The sequence below is a fragment of the Streptomyces sp. NPDC002536 genome (genome assembly GCF_053594995.1).
The window spans coordinates 38,740-55,100 of the sequence record NZ_JBSFWU010000023.1; the positions used below are offsets into that span (position 1 = coordinate 38,740).

Sequence of the window (16,361 nt, forward strand, 5' to 3'; positions counted from 1 at the left end):
GTTCTGCCGCTACAGCTTCGGCTCGATGCGGGCGAGTGCACGGCGCACCCGCGGGGTGAAGCGGGACAGGAGGCGCAGCCCGTGCGCCTCGGGGGTCACCGGCACCACGGCCCGGTCGTGGAGCACGGCCTGCAGGACGGCGTCGGCCACCTTCTCCGGCGGGTAGTTGCGCAGGCCGTACAGCTTGGCCGTGCGGGCGCGGCGGCGCTGCTGCTCGTCCTCGGAGACTCCGGTGAACCGGGCGGTGCCGGTGATGCCGGTGTTGACGATGCCCGGGCAGATCGCGGAGACCCCGATGCCCTGCCCGGCCAGTTCGGCGCGCAGGCACTCGCTGAGCATCAGCACCGCCGCCTTGGAGGTGCTGTAGGCGGCCAGTGCCCGGGACGGCTGGAAGGCCGCGGCGGAGGCGGTGTTGACGATGTGGCCGCCCTGGCCGCGCTCGGCCATCTGGCGGCCGAAGGTCCGGCAGCCGTGGATGACGCCCCACAGGTTGACGTCCAGGACCCGGCGCCAGTCCTCGGCCGAGGTGTCCATGAACGTCCCGGCGAGCCCTATTCCGGCGTTGTTGACGAGCACGTCCACCACGCCGTACTCCGCGGCGACCTTGGCGGCCAGCTCCTCCATCGCCTGCTCGTCCGCGACGTCGGCGCACTCGCCCCACGCCTCGGGCGCCCCGACCAGCCGGGCCAACTCGGCCGTGCGGGCGGCTCCTTCGGCGTCCCGGTCGACCGCGACGACCCGGGCGCCCGCCTCCGCGAAGGCGAACGCCGTGGCCCGCCCGATGCCTCCGGCCGCGCCCGTCACCAGCACCAGGCGGCCGCCGAAGCGCTCCGTGTACGGCCCCTTCGCCACCGGTGTGCGCGCCGCCGGTGCGCCGCCCCCGTCCTTGCGGCCTTCCTGGGCCGTGACGAATTCGGCGATCCACGCGGCCAGTTGATCGGGCCGGGTGCGCGGCACCCAGTGCTGCCCCTCCAGGGTGTGCCGCACCAGCTGTGGGGCCCACTGCTCCAGGTCGTCGTAGAGCCGCTGCGAGAGGTAGCGGTCGCCGGTCGGGACGATCAGCTGGACCGGGACGTGGGCGTAGGCGTCGGGGCGCGGACGGCGCAGTCTGGAACGGACGTTGTCCCGGTACAGCCAGGCGCCGTGCGCGGCGTCGGAGGGCAGGGAGCCGGTGGGATAGCCGTCGGCGGGGAGCCGCTCCAGACGCTCCAGGATGCGCGGCCAGCGGGCGCCGAGCGGTCCGCGCCAGGCCGCCTCCGGCAGCCGGGGGGTGTGCAGCGCGTAGACGTACCAGGAGCGGGCGCCCTGGCCGAGCAGCTGGACCGCCCGGCGCGGGGTGGGCCGGGCCATGCGCCGGTTCATCCAGTGCCCGAAGTGGTCGAGGGACGGGCCCGAGACGGAGGTGAAGGAGGCGATGTGCCCCTCGGTGCGGGCGACGGTGGCGAACTCCCAGCCCTGCACCGAGCCCCAGTCGTGCCCGACCAGGTGCACCGGTGCGTCCGGGCTCACCGCGTCCGCCACGGCCAGGAAGTCGTCCGTCAGCTTCTCCAGGGTGAAGCCCCCGCGCAGAGGTTCCGGCGCCGTCGAGCGGCCGCAGCCGCGCACGTCGTAGAGCACCACGTGGAAGCGGTCCTGCAGGCGCAGCGCGACCTTCTCCCACACCTCCTTGCTGTCCGGATATCCGTGCACCAGCACCACGGTCGGCTGCGCGGCATCGCCCAGCTCCGCGACGCACAGCTCGATCCCGCCCGTGCGCACCCGGCGCTCGCGTGCTCCTGCCAGGCCTCTGCTCATGCGGCTCTTCCCTCCTGTCCGCGCCGCACGTGCGGCAGGTCGTCGTCCAGCCAGAACGCGCTCTCCTGCGGATCCCGGGAGTCGGTGACCACCAGGAGCTCCTCGAACTTCGCGCCCGTGCCCCGGAATCCGAGGTGGGGCTCCACCGCCCACAGGCCCGGCTGCGGCGGATGGTCCGAGAAGCGGTACGGGCTCCACAGCGGCGACCAGCCCTCGCGGTGGCCGTGCAGCGCATCGGAGGCCAGGCCCTTGAGCGACTGCGTGCCGAACCCGAACACGTGCGGCGACCAGCGGCGCTCGCGCACCCGGTCCACCTTGTGCGCGATCACCCCGAACGGATAGGCGCGGTGCCGGTTGGCGTATCCCTGGCGGACCATGAGGCGGTCCACGTCCGCGTAGATCTCGCGCAGCGGCCTGCGCTCGCGCACCTCGCGCAGGATCAGCTCGCGGTGCGCGCCGAGGTCGGCCATGAGCCGGTCGTGCAGGGGGTTCGGGCCGAGGCAGCCCGAGTAGCCGATGTCGGCCGTGAAGCCCCGGTGGACCGGCGCCATGTCGAGGATGAACGGCATCCCCGGCTCCAGCCGCCGCCCGGTGGGGAAGAACTGCAGCGGCACCCGGAAGCCGGCGAAGGCCGTGCGGTCGCCGAACCAGGCGAACGGCAGGTGGAACCAGTCCCGCACGCCGTGCCGGCGCAGCCACTCGCGCTGCATCCGGGCCGCCTCCCGCTCGGTCACGCCCGGCCGGAGCTGTGCGGCGACCTCCTCCGCGCACGCGTACGCCAGGCGCTGCACCTCCCGGAAGCCGCCGAGCCCCGCTGCGTCCGGCCCGGTCCGCGCCCGGGGGCTCCCGGGCGCTCCCACCACAGCCGTCATGCCCACCCCTCCGTCCTCCCGGGCGAACCCCGAAGCCACGTCCGCAAGCTGACACTGATGAATGTGACAATGTCCGGCGGCTGCGTCAAGACCCCGGGCGCCCCTGTGGAAAACCCGCGGCGCACCACCCCCGCGACATCCGTGCCCTCCTTTCAGCCCCCGTCGCCGGGGTCGTGTCAGACCCGAGGACTACACGCATCCCACCATCAGGTCTGACGACGGCTGTGGCCCGCGCCACTACCGTCGAAGGGTGACTGTGATCGCCACCGAAAGCCTCAGCAAGCGGTTCCCCCGGGTGACCGCCCTTGACCGGCTCTCCGTCGACATCGGTCCGGGAGTGACCGGACTGGTGGGGGCGAACGGAGCCGGCAAGTCCACGCTGATCAAGATTCTGCTGGGCCTCTCCCCGGCCACCGAGGGCCGCGCCGAGGTGCTCGGCCTCGACGTCGCCACCCGGGGCGCGGAGATCCGCGAGCAGGTCGGCTACATGCCCGAGCACGACTGCCTGCCGCCCGACGTCTCGGCCACCGAGTTCGTCGTCCACATGGCCCGCATGTCCGGCCTGCCGCCCACCGCGGCCCGCGAGCGCACGGCCGACACCCTGCGCCACGTGGGCCTGTACGAGGAGCGGTACCGCCCCATGGGCGGCTACTCGACGGGCATGAAGCAGCGGGTCAAACTGGCCCAGGCGCTCGTCCACGACCCGAAGCTGGTCCTGCTCGACGAGCCGACCAACGGCCTCGACCCCGTCGGCCGGGACGACATGCTGGGCCTCATCCGGCGCGTCCACACCGACTTCGGTATCTCGGTGCTGGTCACCTCCCACCTGCTCGGCGAGCTGGAGCGCACCTGCGACCACGTCGTCGTCATCGACGGCGGCACGCTGCTGCGCTCCTCCTCCACCAGCGACTTCACCCGCGACTCCGGCTCCCTCGCGGTCGAGGTCACCGACTCCGACGCCGTCCCCGACGGCACGGGCGCGCTGGCCGCCGCGCTGGCCGCCGCAGGGCTGACCGTGCAGCCGGCCGGCCGTACCGGCGAGTACGCCGCCGCAGGCCCCGGCCACGTCCTGCTCGTCGACGTCGCGGGCGAGGAGACGTACGACACCGTGCGCGACGCCGTCGCCGGCCTCGGCCTCGGCCTGGTCCGCATGGAGCAGCGCCGGCACCGCATCGCCGAGGTCTTCCGGACCGACGAGCAGCCACAGCAGCAGCCGCACGCTTGGGGCGCCGCCCCGCAGGAGAGGGGCAGCACCGATGCCGCCTGAGACCGCAGCCGCACCCGTGCACCCCGCACCGGACGTCATCCACAACATCGGCTACCGCAGCTACGGCGGTGCCCGTCTCGGCCGTTCCTACGCCCGCCGCTCGCTCTTCTCCCAGAGCCTGCGCGGCGCCTACGGGCTCGGCCGCTCGGCGAAGTCCAAGATCCTGCCGATGCTGCTGTTCGCCGTGATGTGCGTGCCCGCCGCGATCGTCGTGGCCGTCGCCGTCTTCACGAAGATGAACCACCTGCCCCTGGAGTACACGCGGTACGCGATCTACCTCCAGGCGGTCATCGGCCTGTTCCTCGCCGCCCAGGCACCGCAGTCGGTCTCCCGGGACCTGCGGTTCAAGACCGTGCCGCTGTACTTCTCCCGGCCGATCGAGCGCGTCGACTACGTGGTGGCCAAGTTCGCGGCCATGACCACCGCCCTGTTCGTCCTCACCGCCGCGCCCCTGGTGATCCTCTACGCGGGCGCCCTGCTCGCCAAACTCGACTTCGTCGACCAGACGAAGGGCTTTGCACAAGGACTGGTCTCCGTGGCACTGCTCTCCCTCCTCTTCGCCGGCCTCGGCCTGGTGGTCGCCGCGCTCACCCCGCGCCGCGGCTTCGGCGTCGCCGCCGTCATCGCCGTGCTGACCATCTCCTACGGCGCGGTCAGCACCATCCAGGGCATCGCGCTCAACACCGACAACACCCAGATCATCAGCTGGCTCGGCCTCTTCTCGCCGATCACCCTGATCGACGGCGTGCAGACGGCGTTCCTTTCCGCCGGCACCGCCTTCCCCGGCGGCCACGGCCCGGGCACCGGTGCCGGGGTGGTCTACCTCCTCGTCCTCCTCGGCGCCGTCGCCGGCTCGTACGGCCTGCTGATGGCGCGCTACCGGAAGGCGGGGCTGTGACAACCCTCCACATCGACAACGTCTCGCGCTGGTTCGGCAACGTCGTCGCCGTCAACGACGTCTCCATGACGGTCGGCCCCGGCGTCACCGGACTGCTCGGCCCCAACGGTGCCGGAAAGTCCACCCTCATCAACATGATGGGCGGCTTCCTCGCCCCCTCCACCGGAACGGTCACCCTGGACGGCCAGACCGTCTGGCGGAACGAGCAGATCTACCGGCACATCGGCATCGTCCCCGAGCGCGAGGCGATGTACGACTTCCTGACCGGCCGGGAGTTCGTCCAAGCCAACGCCGAGCTGCACGGCCTGGGCGCGGCCGAGGCCCAACGGGCGCTCGCCACGGTCGAGATGGAGTACGCACAGGACCGCAAGATCTCCACCTACAGCAAGGGCATGCGGCAGCGCGTGAAGATGGCCTCCGCGCTCGTGCACCAGCCGGCCGTCCTGCTGCTCGACGAGCCGTTCAACGGGATGGACCCGCGGCAGCGCATGCAACTGATGGACCTGCTGCGCACGATGGGCGCCGAGGGCCGCACCGTGCTGTTCTCCTCCCACATCCTCGAAGAGGTCGAACAGCTCGCCGCCCACATCGAGGTGGTCGTCGCCGGCCGGCACGCCGCGTCGGGCGACTTCCGCAAGATCCGCCGGCTGATGACCGACCGCCCGCACCGCTACGTCGTACGCTCCAGCGACGACCGCGCCCTCGCCGCGGCGCTCATCGCCGACCCGTCGACCGCAGGCATCGAAGTGGACGTCAAGGAAGGTGCGTTGCGCATCCAGGCCGTCGACTTCGGCCGCTTCACCGAGCTCCTGCCGCGCGTCGCCCGCGAGCACGGCATCCGGCTGCTGACGGTCTCACCGTCCGACGAGTCGCTCGAATCGGTCTTCTCCTACCTCGTCGCGGCCTGAAAGGAGCCACCCCCGTGTTCAACAGCACTGTCGCCCGGCTCACTTACCGGGCCCTCCTCGGCCGCCGCCGCGCCCTGATCCTCTTCGCGCTGCCCGCGCTGCTGATCCTCCTGTCGGCCGTCGTGCGCGCTCTGACGGGCGCGGACGACCAGACCGCCGTCAGCGTCCTGGGCGGCTTCGCGCTCGCCACCATGGTGCCGCTGATCGGCGTCATCGCCGGTACGGGCGCGATCGGCCCGGAGATCGACGACGGATCGGTGGTCTACCTGCTGGCCAAGCCCGTGAAGCGGTCGACGATCACCATCACCAAGCTGATCGTGGCGATCGGGGTCACGGTGGCCTTCTCGGCGGTCCCCACGCTGATCGCGGGCTTCCTGCTCAACGGCAACAGCCAGCAGATCGCCGTCGCCTACGCGGTGGCCGCCGCGGTCGCGTCCGTGGCGTACAGCGCGATCTTCCTGCTCCTGGGCACGGTGACCCGCCACGCGGTGGTCGCAGGTCTCGTCTACGCGCTCGTCTGGGAGTCGCTCTTCGGCAACCTCGTGCCGGGTGCGCGCACGCTGAGCGTGCAGCAGTGGGCACTGGCGCTGGCACAGAAGATCGGCGCGGAGGGCACCATCACGTCGGACGTGGGTCTGCCGATGGCGCTGGTGCTGCTCGCCGGAGTCACGGCGGCGGCCACGTGGCTCGCCGTGAGCAAGCTGCGCTCGCTCACCCTCGCCGGGGAGGAGTGACGCATGAGGGGGGCCTGCTCGGAGCAGGCCCCCCTCATTCCGTTCATCCGCCGTGTCAGATCTTCCGGTTGCGTCCTGCGCCCAGCCCCAGGAACACCAGCGCCGCACAGGCGACCAGCAGCAGCGCGATCGGCAGCGTCCAGTCGCCGGTCATCTGGTGGACGGCACCGATGGCGAACGGGCCGACGGAGGCGAGCAGATAGCCGCCGGTCTGCGCCATGCCGGACAGCCGGGCCGCCGTGTGGGCGTCACGGGTGCGCAGCACCATCAGTGTCAGCGCGAGCCCCAGCATGCCGCCCTGTGCGACACCCATCAGCGTCGCCCAGACCCAGGCGCCCGCGACCGGGGCGACCAACAGGCCCGTCACACCGGCCGACATGACGGCCACGACGACGACCGCCAGCAGCCGCTGGTCGCGCAACCGGCCGGCGAGCATCGGCACCACGAACGAACCGGCCATCTGCACCAGGGTGTAGAAGGCGTAGACCACGCCCGCCTCGCTCTTGCTCATACCGTGGTCGGTGAAGACCGTCGGCATCCAGGCGATGCAGACGTACGCGATCAGCGACTGCGTACCCATCAGCAGGGTGACCTGCCAGGCGAGCGGTGAGCGCGAGAGCTTCGGGCCGTCGCCCGCAGGGTGCTTGGCCACGGCCGCCGCGGCGCCGTGCGGGGTGCCCCTGCGGGCCGTGACCGCCTGCGGGATCCAGACGGCCGTCGCGAGCACGGCGAGCAGGGACCAGGAGGCGAGGGAGCCCTGCCAGCCGCCGAGGGCGTTCTCCAGCGGCACGGCGGAGGCGGCCGAGCCCGTGGCGCCGAGGATCAGCGTGGTCGAGTAGAGCGCGGTCATGCCGGCCGCCCGGTCCGGGAAGTCCCGCTTGACCAGGCCCGGCATCAGCACGTTGAGCAGGGCGATCGCGGTGCCGACGAGGGCGCAGCCGACGAACAGCGCGGCGACCGGCGGCGCGACGCGCAGCAGGATGCCCCCGGCCAGCAGGACGAGCGCGCCGCACAGCGCGGCCTCCGTGCCCCAGCGGCGGGCGAGCCGGGGCGCGACGATCGAGCCGAGGCCCATGAAGACCAGCGGGATCGTGGTGACCAGGCTGCTCGCGGCGGCACCCAGGCCGAAGTGGTCGCTGATCTCGCCCATCAGGGGCGAGACCCCGGCGAGCGCGGCCCGCATGTTGAGCGAAGCGAGGACGATGGCGAACAGCAGGAAGGCCGGGTGGGCGAGCAGGCTGCGCCGCGCGGCGGTGACCGCGGGAGTGGGCGCCAGGTCCTCCTCCGCGTCGATCAGCGGTATGCCGGTCCTGTCGGTCCTCGTCTCCGACATGGGGGTGCCTCCGTGGGGGGTACTGGGGTGCTGGGGTGTGTGTGCGGAGCCGGCGCGCGCCGGTCAGTCCTCGGCGTCGAGCAGCGATTCGACGGCCTGCTTGGGACGTTCGAGGAGGGCGCGGGCGGCCCGGGCGGCCGTCTCGGGGTCGCCGGAGGCGATGGCCTCCATCAGGGCGTGGTGGTCGCCGTGGATGATGCGCGGCATGTCCCGGTCGCCGAGCGCGGTGACCAGCGCCTCCCGGACGGAGCTGCTGAACCAGGCGTAGGTCGCGGTCAGCGCGGAGTTGTGCGCGGCCTCCACGACGGCCCGGTGGAACTCGACGTCGTGGTCGGCGTACAGCTCGAGGGTGCCGGAGTCGGGCTGGCCCTCGGGGTCCTCGAAGGCGCTCTGCGCGGCCAGCGCGGCCCGCATCCGCTCCAGGTCGGCGGGCTCGTGCCGGAGGGCCGCCAGCCGGGCCGCCTCGGCCTCCAGGGCGATCCGCAGCTCCAGGACGTCGCGCACCCCGGCGCGCTGCACTCCGCGCATGATCTCGGCGGGGTCGGCGGTGGAGACGACGAAGGTGCCCTCGCCCTGGCGCGACCGCAGCATCCCGGCGTGCACGAGGACGCGCACGGCCTCGCGGACGGTGTTCCGCCCGACCTGCAGCTGCTCGGCGAGCGCGTGCTCGGTGGGGATGCGCTCGCCGACCTTCCACTCGCCCGCGGCGACCTGCGCACGCAGCTGTTCCACGACGGTGTCCACGAGGGACTGCCGTCCCGCGGCTCGCAGGGCCATGTGTTCTCCGGACGGGTAGCGGGCGGGCCGCCATGGGCCTGCCGGGTCAACCTATTGCCCAGTCATCCTACAACTTCTTTCCCGGGCGCCGCAGGGCCGTCCGGGCTACCGTCGAATGGTGGACGCGGCGAGGCTGTGGTCGGCGCTCCGGACGGAGATCGGCGCCTGGGTGCGCTCCTCGCCCGGCACCCACATCTGGCTGCTGATCATCGGCGTCACCAGCCTGGTGATCGCCTCGGCCAGCGAGGGGCTGTCGGCCTTCCTCCTGCACCGCAACAGCAGCAACATCCACGAGCTCAACAAGCACCCGCTGCAGTCGCTGCTCATCAGCGGCTTCTGGATAGAGCAGCCGTCCTCGTTCCTGCTCTACGCCGTGCTGTTCGAGATCTTCCACGCCAACGTCGAACGCTGGATCGGCACCCTGCGCTGGCTCGTCACGGTCGCCGTGGCCCACGTGGCGGCCACCCTCATCAGCCAGGAGGTGCTGCTGCTGACCATCGAGCACCACTCCGCCCCGCGCGCGATGAAGCACGTGGTCGACATAGGGGTCTCGTACGGGCTCGCCGCCGCCGCGGGCATCCTCGCCTACCGCGTGCCGCGGCCCTGGCGCTGGCCGTACCTCGCCGGGGTACTGCTCTTCTTCGCGCTGCCGCTGGTGACCGGAGGTACGTTCACGGACATCGGGCACGCCATCTCCGTGGCGCTGGGTCTGGCCTGCTGGCCGCTCACACGCGACCGTCCGACCTGGGACTTCGGCCGGTTGACCGATGTCCTTGCAGTCGGCAGGGCGGTCAGGCGAAAAGACGCTCCAGGACGGTCGCGATCCCGTCCTCGTCGTTTGACACGGTGATCTCGTCGGCCACGGCCTTGAGGTCGGGGTGCGCATTGGCCATGGCGACGCCGTAGGAGGCCCAGCCGAACATCGGGACGTCGTTCGGCATGTCGCCGAAGGCGATGGTGTCGGCGGCCTTCACGCCCAGCCGGCGCGCGGCCAGCGAGAGGCCCGTGGCCTTGCTCAGGCCGAGCGGCAGCAGCTCGACTATCCCGGCGCCGGCCATCGTCACGTCCACCAGCCCGCCCGCCACCCGGCGCGCGACGTCCGCCAGGGCGTCGTCGCCGAGCTCCGGGTGCTGGAGGTAGAGCTTGTTGAGCGGGGCCGTCCACAGCTCGCCCGGCTCGGTGATGGGGACGGCCGCGACCGGGCCCTCCTGGAGGCTGTAGCCGGGGCCGACCAGCACGTCGCCGTCCAGGCCGTCACGGCTGGCGGCGAGGAACAGCGGACCCGCCTCCGCCTCGATCTTGGCGAGGGCGATCGCGGCGAGCTGCCGGTCCAGCGTCACGGACGTCAGCAGCCGGTGCTCACCGGCGTGGTAGACCTGCGCGCCCTGACCGCACACCGCGATCCCCCGGTAGTCCAGGGCGTCGAGGACGTGCCGGGTCCAGGCGACCGGCCGGCCGGTGACCACGATGTGCGCGGCACCGGCCTCGGTGGCCCGCCGGAGGGCGGCACGGGTGCGCTCCGACACCGTCTCGTCGGAGCGCAGCAGCGTGCCGTCCAGGTCGGTCGCCACCAGACGGAAGGGCGGGGCCCCCGGTGCGGGTGCAGGCGCACTCACAGCGCTGTCCTCTTCGCTTCTCCGCCTGCGCGGCGCAGAGGTGCGGGCATCGTGGTCGCCTGCGGCCCGGCGGCCGCGCATGCGTCGCTCACTGTGCGACAGGCTCCAGCACCTCACGCCCGCCCAGGTACGGGCGCAGCACCTCGGGCACGCGGACCGAGCCGTCGGCCTGCTGGTGGTTCTCCAGCAGGGCCACGATCGTGCGCGGGATGGCGCACAGCGTGCCGTTGAGCGTGGCGAGCGGCTTGACGTTCTTGCCGTCGCGCATGCGCACCGACAGGCGGCGGGCCTGGAACTCGTCGCAGTTGGAGGTGGACGTCAGCTCGCGGTACTTGCCCTGGGTGGGGATCCACGCCTCGCAGTCGAACTTGCGGGAGGCGGAGGCACCGAGGTCGCCGGTGGCCACGTCGATCACCTGGAAGGGCAGTTCGAGGCTGGTCAGCCACTGCTTCTCCCACTCCAGCAGGCGCGCGTGCTCCGCCTCGGCGTCCTCCGGTGCGACGTACGAGAACATCTCGACCTTGTCGAACTGGTGGACCCGGAAGATGCCCCGGGTGTCCTTGCCGTACGTGCCGGCCTCGCGGCGGAAACAGGGCGAGAAGCCCGCGTAGCGCAGCGGCAGCTTGTCCGCCTCGACGATCTCGTCCATGTGGTACGCGGCGAGCGGGACCTCGGACGTGCCGACCAGGTAGAAGTCGTCCTTCTCCAGGTGGTAGACGTCCTGCGCGGCCTGGCCGAGGAAGCCGGTGCCCTCCATGGCGCGCGGCTTGACCAGGGCGGGGGTGAGCATCGGCGTGAAGCCGGCGGCGGTGGCCTGCGCGATGGCGGCGTTGACCAGGGCCAGCTCGAGCAGGGCGCCGACGCCCGTCAGGTAGTAGAAGCGCGAGCCGGACACCTTGGCGCCGCGCTCGACGTCGATCGCGCCCAGCATCTGGCCGAGCTCCAGGTGGTCCCTGGGCTCGAAGCCCTCGGCGGCGAAGTCGCGCGGGGCGCCGACGGTCTCCAGGACGACGAAGTCGTCCTCGCCGCCGCGCGGCACGTCCGGGTGGACGAGGTTGCCGATCTGCAGCAGCAGGCGCTGCGTCTCGGCGGCGGCCTCGTCCTGCTCGGCGTCGGCAGCCTTGACGGAGGCGGCCAGCTCGCCGGCCTTCTTCAGCAGCTCGGCCTTCTCGTCGCCGGACGCCTTGGGGATGAGCTTGCCGAGCGACTTCTGCTCGGAGCGGAGTTCGTCGAAGCGGACGCCGGACGACCTGCGCCGCTCGTCGGCGGAGAGCAGTGCGTCGACGACGCCGACGTCCTCTCCACGGGCACGCTGGGACGCGCGCACTCGGTCGGGGTCCTCACGAAGCAGGCGAAGGTCAATCACCCCTCCAGGCTACCGTTGCGGGCTGCGTGTCCTCGACGCGATATTCCCTTTCGTGGCGATTTGCACCATTCTGGCGCGGTAGGAAATGGCAGAGTCGTCGCCGGGAATCGCTCTCGCATCACTCTTGCGGGCGGCGGGCAGGGAGTTGCCGGAAATTACCGGAAAAGGGGGTGGTGGTGGTTCCGTACCCCGAGAGGGCTTGCGTGCGGCGGGAGTTGAGCACTTCTGTTGTCCACAGGAGCGCCACTCTCCGGTTCTTTGTCCACAGGCTGTGCGCTCGATCTGTGGATGTCGGAACTTCGGATTCCGCTACTTCCGCCCTTCAGTGAGCATTTCCCGGATAAACCCCTTCCGGCTACCCATTCGAGTGGTATCTACCTGCCCCAATGGGTTGTTCGAGGCTTTTCGACTGACGTGTGGCGCGGGGACGGTCGGCGGCCGGCTGTGGACGAGTCCGTGGATGGCTAGAGAGATTTGTCGACCTTGACCGTTTCGTGAAGCCGTTGTGCGCCCCGCTCTGTCGACTTATCCCCAGGTCGAGAACGGCCTGTGGATAAGTCTGTGGGTAACCCTGTGGGAAATTCTTCCCGCCCGGCTCAGGCCCGGCCGTCCTGGGAGCGTGCCAGCCACTCCGCCGCCGCCACGAAGTCGCTGTCCGACGTCCCGTACCGCGGTTCCGGCGTGTCGCCCGGGGCCGCACCCGCACGCGGATACGACCCGAGGAACCGCACCTTCGGGCAGATCCGCTTCAGCCCCATCAGGGCCTCGCCCACCCGGCGGTCGCTGATGTGCCCCTCGCAGTCGACCGAGAAGCAGTAGCGGCCCATGCCCTCGCCCGTGGGACGGGACTCGATGCGCATCAGGTTCACCCCGCGCACGGCGAACTCCTGCAGCAGCTCCATCAGCGCACCCGGGTGGTCGTCCCGCAGCCAGACGACGACGGACGTGCGGTCGAAGCCCGTACGCGCCGCCGGACGCGCCGGGCGGCCCGCCAGGACGAACCGGGTCTGTGCGTTCTGCGCGTCGTGGATGTCGGTGACGAGGGGCTCGAGTTCGTACGTCGCCGCGGCGAACTCGCCCGCGAACGCGGCGTCGTAGCGGCCTTCGCGGACCAGCCGGGCGCCGTCCGCGTTGGACGCGGCCGACTCCCACACGGCGTCCGGCAGATGGGCGGCCAGCCAGTTGCGCACCTGGGGCTGGGCGACCGGGTGGCCGGTCACCGTCTTGACGTCGCCGAGGGCGGTGCCGGGGCGGACGAGGAGGGCGAAGGCGATCGGGAGGAGCACCTCCCGGTAGATCATCAGCGGTGCACCGGTGGCGAGTTCGTCGAGGGTCGCCGTGACGCCGCCCTCGACGGAGTTCTCGATCGGCACCAGGGCGCCCGCCGCCTCGCCGTTGCGGACGGCGTCCAGCGCCGCCGGCACGGAGAGCATGGGGATCAGCTCACGGGTGGCCGCCTCGGGGAGGGTGCGGAGGGCCGCCTCGGTAAAGGTGCCTTCCGGGCCGAGGTAGGTGTAGCTGCTGGCGGACATCACGCGAGCTCTCCTCCGTATCGATCACCGTGGGCCCCGCCACGATAGCGGGGGCCGGCGCCCCGCAGCGCCTCAGCCCTCCAGCAGCCGCTGTCCCACGTACTCGCCCTGCGCACAGCCGCCCGGCACCGCGAACAGTGCACTCGACTCGTGCCGCAGGAAGCGCGACAGGCCGTCGCCGCGGTCCAGCTTCCGCTGCACCGGCACGAAGCCCTTGAGCGGGTCCGCCTGCCACGCGACGAACAGCAGGCCCGCATCCGGTGCCCCGTCGTCGCGGAAGCCGTCGTGGTACGAGAAGGCGCGGCGCAGCATGGCCGCTCCCCGGTTGGAGGCCGGTGCGGCGACCCGGACGTGCGCGTCCCCCGCGATGGCCAGCGAGCCGTCGGCGCCCAGCTTGTCCAGGTCCACCGGGGTGGTCTCCGTGCCGCCGGACAGCGGTGCGCCGTCCGACTTGCGGCGGCCGATCACCTTCTCCTGGCGGTCCAGCGACAGCTGCTCCCAGCTGTCGAGGAGCATCCGGATGCGTCGCACGACCGCGTACGAGCCGCCCGCCATCCAGGCGTCCGCGCCTTTGCCGTCCTCCGGGACGAACACCTTGGCCGCGAAGTCGGTGTCCGACGTCTTGGGGTTGTTGGTGCCGTCCACCTGGCCCATCAGGTTGCGGGCGGTCATCGGCCGGCCGGTCGCGCCCGGGGTGCGGTTGAAGCCGTTCATCTGCCAGCGCAGCCGTGCGGTGCCGGCCGCCTGCTTCTGCAGCAGCCGCAGGGCGTGGAAGGCGACGAGGCCGTCGTCCGCGCCTATCTGCACCCACAGGTCGCCGTCGCTGCGCTTGGGGTCGAGCGCGTCGGCCGTGAAGGACGGCAGGGGTTCCAGGGCGGCGGGCCGCTTGTCGGTCAGGCCGGTGCGGTCGAAGAAGGTGCGTCCGAAGCCGAAGGTGACCGACAGGGACGACGGTCCGGCGTCCAGGGCGATGCCCGTGTCGTCGCCCTTGGGCGCCCGGCCCGCCATCAGCTCGGCCGCCGTGTCCGACCAGCGGCGCAGCAGCGCGGCCGCGGCCTTGCGGTCGGCGCCGGGCGCCAGGTCGAAGGCCATCAGATGGCCGTGGGCCTGCGCCGGATCGGCGATGCCGGACTGGTGCGTGCCGTGGAAGGGCACGGTGGCCGTGCCGACCCCGGACAGTGGTGCGACGTCGTCCCGCAGGGCCTCCGCCCCGAACGCCCCGCCCGCACCGCCGACCACGAGACCGGCGGCGCCCACGGCACCCGCGGTGCCCAGCAGGCGCCGACGCGAAAGAGCGGGCTGTGCAACGTTCTTCTGACCGGTCTTGCTCTTCTGCTCGACCTTGTCTGTCGTGTCTGCCATCAGTTGATCTTCACGTTCCCGGTCTCGGTGACCTGGTCGATGTCGGAGGTCCGAACGGTCAGGGTCAGTTGCCACGTACCGGCCATCGGCAGCTGGAAGCCGGTGGCCTGCCAGCGGCCTGCGGACTGCCGCTGCAGGGCGGTGCGCAGCGGGCCGATCGCCTTGTCCTTCTCGGTGAACGAGACGTCCAGCTCCGGGACGTCGGCCGGGCGCCCGGAGGTGTCGGTCAGCCTGACGTCGACGGTGTTGGCGCCGGCGCGGGCCGGACCGACGGTGATCACGACGGTGCCGCGGCCGTTCGGGCCGCCCGTGTCGTAGGGGATCGTCACCTCGGCCGGGCCGGCCGGGGCCGGTGCGGAGCTCCCGGCGGACCCCGCCTGCCGCTGCTCGGTCTCCGCGCGGCCGGGCTGGGTGCCGGTCAGCACGGTGGTGACGGCGAGCAGGACGACCGCGACCGCGGTCTCGGCGAGGACGGCGCGCCGCAGCCCGGTGCGGACGGTGTCCGCGTCGCGCTCCCGCTTCCCGGCCGTCTTGGCGAGTGCGGCCCGCTGCCGCGCGAGCTGTGCGGCGCGCTCGGGGGAGGCGGCGGACTGCGCAGTGGGCACCTTCGCCTTGGCGGCGGCCTTCTTCGGCTCCGGCCGCTCGTCCGTCAGCCGTCCCGTCCACCGTCGTGAGACGGACGCGACGGCCACCATGACGGCCACCAGGCCGACCTTGACCAGCAGCCAGCGCCCGTACTCCGTGCCCGTCAGCGCGTCCCACGAACCGACCTGCCGCCAGGACTGGTAGAGCCCGGTGGCCACCAGCGTGCAGACCGAGGCGAACGCCAGCCGGGAGAATCGCTGTGCTTCTGCACGCCGCACGGACTCGCCGGACCACAGAGTGGCCAGCAGTGCGCTCAGACCGCCCAGCCACACCGCGACGCCCAGCAGGTGCACGATGTCGACCGGCATGGCCAGCCACGCCTGAAGCCCCTGCGACGCGTGCTCGGCCAGGGCCCACGTCGCGGCCAGCCCGCCCGCGACGAGTGTGCCGCCGACGGCCAGTCCGTAGGCCACACTGCGCCGCTCGGCGGGCGGCTGCGCCGGACCGCCGTTCCGTGCACCGCTCTCGGCGTACGTGCCGAACAGCACGGCCAGGAACACCGCCGCCGCGCTCAGCAGCAGCAGCCGGGACAGCAGTGCCGCACCCGGCTTGGTGGACAGGGCGTCGCCCAGCAGCGACAGGTCGAGGACGGAGCCCATTCCCTTGCCGCTCGTGTACGCACCGCGCAGCAGCAACAGCGCTGTGGTGGACAGGAACAGCGCGATCCAGCCGCCGACCGCGACCCGCTGCACCGGCCGCGAGGAGCGGCACACGCCGGCGAACACGCAGCCGCCGACCAGCAGCACGAAACCGCCGTACGCCGCGTAGCGGCCGATGCCGTAGAACGTGCCGACCAACGGGTCTGTGCCACCGGCCGCGGACTGGGCGGTCACCGTCGTCTTCGACGGTGCTCCGACGGAGAAGGTGAACGCCCCGGCCACCGGGTGGCTGTCCGCGGAGACCGCCTGCCAGGCCACCGTGTACGTGCCGTTGGCGATCCCGGCCCGTACCGCCACCACCGCCGTGTCGGACTTGCCGTCCAGATGGGCGGGCCTGCCCTCGTCGACGCGCTTGCCCTGGGGGTCCAGGACGCGCACCGAGTCGGCGTTCAGCAGCACGCCTTCGGAGAAGGTGAGCCCGATCTGCTGCGGTGCGACGGGCACCACCGACCCGTCCTTCGGGTCGGTGGAGACGAGCGCGGCGTGCGCCGACGCGGTGCCCGCACCCAGGCTCAGCGCACACAGCAGTGCGGCGAACAGGGTGCCCAGCAGTGTCACGGTACGCCGGGCGGTGGTGGCCTGAGTCGTCATCGCAACG

14 protein-coding genes are annotated in these 16,361 nt (G+C 72.1%); 5 read left to right on the top strand and 9 right to left on the bottom strand.

The window, feature by feature from the left end:
* Positions 1–9 precede the first annotated feature (9 nt).
* Positions 10–1,794 carry an SDR family oxidoreductase gene (locus ACWD4B_RS11450; RefSeq protein WP_451420538.1) on the bottom strand — a complete coding sequence of 595 codons (1,785 nt, stop codon included), beginning with the start codon at positions 1,792–1,794 and terminating at the stop codon, positions 10–12.
* Positions 1,791–2,666: a M24 family metallopeptidase gene (locus tag ACWD4B_RS11455; protein WP_451420539.1), complete on the bottom strand. Its 876-nt coding sequence runs from the start codon at positions 2,664–2,666 to the stop codon at positions 1,791–1,793. The genes ACWD4B_RS11450 and ACWD4B_RS11455 overlap by 4 nt, the downstream gene beginning before the upstream one ends.
* A gap of 256 nt (positions 2,667–2,922) precedes the next feature.
* Between ACWD4B_RS11455 and ACWD4B_RS11460 the strand changes: the two genes are divergently transcribed.
* Genes ACWD4B_RS11460 through ACWD4B_RS11475 form a run of 4 tightly spaced genes read left to right on the top strand, consistent with a single transcriptional unit; the run spans position 2,923 to position 6,473 of the window.
* Positions 2,923–3,933 (top strand): ABC transporter ATP-binding protein, encoded by a 1,011-nt coding sequence (locus ACWD4B_RS11460; RefSeq protein WP_451420573.1) that lies wholly within the window; start codon positions 2,923–2,925, stop codon positions 3,931–3,933.
* Positions 3,923–4,831, top strand: a complete 909-nt coding sequence (locus ACWD4B_RS11465; RefSeq protein WP_451420540.1) for an ABC transporter permease subunit — start codon at positions 3,923–3,925, stop codon at positions 4,829–4,831. The genes ACWD4B_RS11460 and ACWD4B_RS11465 overlap by 11 nt, the downstream gene beginning before the upstream one ends.
* Entirely contained in the window at positions 4,828–5,739 is a 912-nt protein-coding gene (locus tag ACWD4B_RS11470) for an ABC transporter ATP-binding protein (protein WP_451420541.1), read from the top strand. Before ACWD4B_RS11465 ends, ACWD4B_RS11470 begins: the two co-directional genes overlap by 4 nt.
* 14 nt (positions 5,740–5,753) lie before the next feature.
* Positions 5,754–6,473 (top strand): ABC transporter permease subunit, encoded by a 720-nt coding sequence (locus ACWD4B_RS11475; protein ID WP_451420542.1) that lies wholly within the window; start codon positions 5,754–5,756, stop codon positions 6,471–6,473.
* A gap of 55 nt (positions 6,474–6,528) precedes the next feature.
* Here the strand turns inward: ACWD4B_RS11475 and ACWD4B_RS11480 are convergent, their stop codons facing one another.
* Together ACWD4B_RS11480 and ACWD4B_RS11485 are read right to left on the bottom strand one after the other, a co-directional pair.
* The gene (locus tag ACWD4B_RS11480) at positions 6,529–7,806 is read right to left on the bottom strand and encodes a CynX/NimT family MFS transporter (RefSeq protein WP_451420543.1); all 1,278 of its coding nucleotides are present in this window, start codon (positions 7,804–7,806) and stop codon (positions 6,529–6,531) included.
* Positions 7,807–7,869: 63 nt separating this feature from the next.
* A complete protein-coding gene (locus tag ACWD4B_RS11485) occupies positions 7,870–8,583 on the bottom strand; it encodes a FadR/GntR family transcriptional regulator (RefSeq protein WP_451420544.1) in 714 nt (237 codons plus the stop codon).
* 115 nt (positions 8,584–8,698) lie between these two features.
* On the opposite strand from ACWD4B_RS11485, the gene ACWD4B_RS11490 reads away from it, so the two are divergent.
* Positions 8,699–9,433, top strand: coding sequence for a rhomboid-like protein (locus ACWD4B_RS11490; RefSeq protein WP_451420545.1), 735 nt, complete (start codon positions 8,699–8,701; stop codon positions 9,431–9,433).
* On the opposite strand, the gene ACWD4B_RS11495 is transcribed toward ACWD4B_RS11490, so the two are convergent.
* The 5 genes from ACWD4B_RS11495 to ACWD4B_RS11515 form a co-directional block, all read right to left on the bottom strand.
* The gene (locus ACWD4B_RS11495; protein ID WP_451420546.1) at positions 9,375–10,199 is read right to left on the bottom strand and encodes an HAD family hydrolase; all 825 of its coding nucleotides are present in this window, start codon (positions 10,197–10,199) and stop codon (positions 9,375–9,377) included. The genes ACWD4B_RS11490 and ACWD4B_RS11495 overlap by 59 nt on opposite strands.
* An 88-nt stretch (positions 10,200–10,287) precedes the next feature.
* Positions 10,288–11,565 carry a serine--tRNA ligase gene (gene serS / locus ACWD4B_RS11500; RefSeq protein WP_451420547.1) on the bottom strand — a complete coding sequence of 426 codons (1,278 nt, stop codon included), beginning with the start codon at positions 11,563–11,565 and terminating at the stop codon, positions 10,288–10,290.
* 596 nt (positions 11,566–12,161) lie between these two features.
* Positions 12,162–13,097: a prephenate dehydratase gene (pheA, locus tag ACWD4B_RS11505; protein WP_451420548.1), complete on the bottom strand. Its 936-nt coding sequence runs from the start codon at positions 13,095–13,097 to the stop codon at positions 12,162–12,164.
* A gap of 72 nt (positions 13,098–13,169) precedes the next feature.
* Positions 13,170–14,459 carry an iron uptake transporter deferrochelatase/peroxidase subunit gene (gene efeB, locus ACWD4B_RS11510; protein ID WP_451420549.1) on the bottom strand — a complete coding sequence of 430 codons (1,290 nt, stop codon included), beginning with the start codon at positions 14,457–14,459 and terminating at the stop codon, positions 13,170–13,172.
* A complete protein-coding gene (locus ACWD4B_RS11515; RefSeq protein WP_451420550.1) occupies positions 14,459–16,354 on the bottom strand; it encodes a copper resistance CopC/CopD family protein in 1,896 nt (631 codons plus the stop codon). Before ACWD4B_RS11515 ends, efeB begins: the two co-directional genes overlap by 1 nt.
* Positions 16,355–16,361 lie beyond the last annotated feature (7 nt).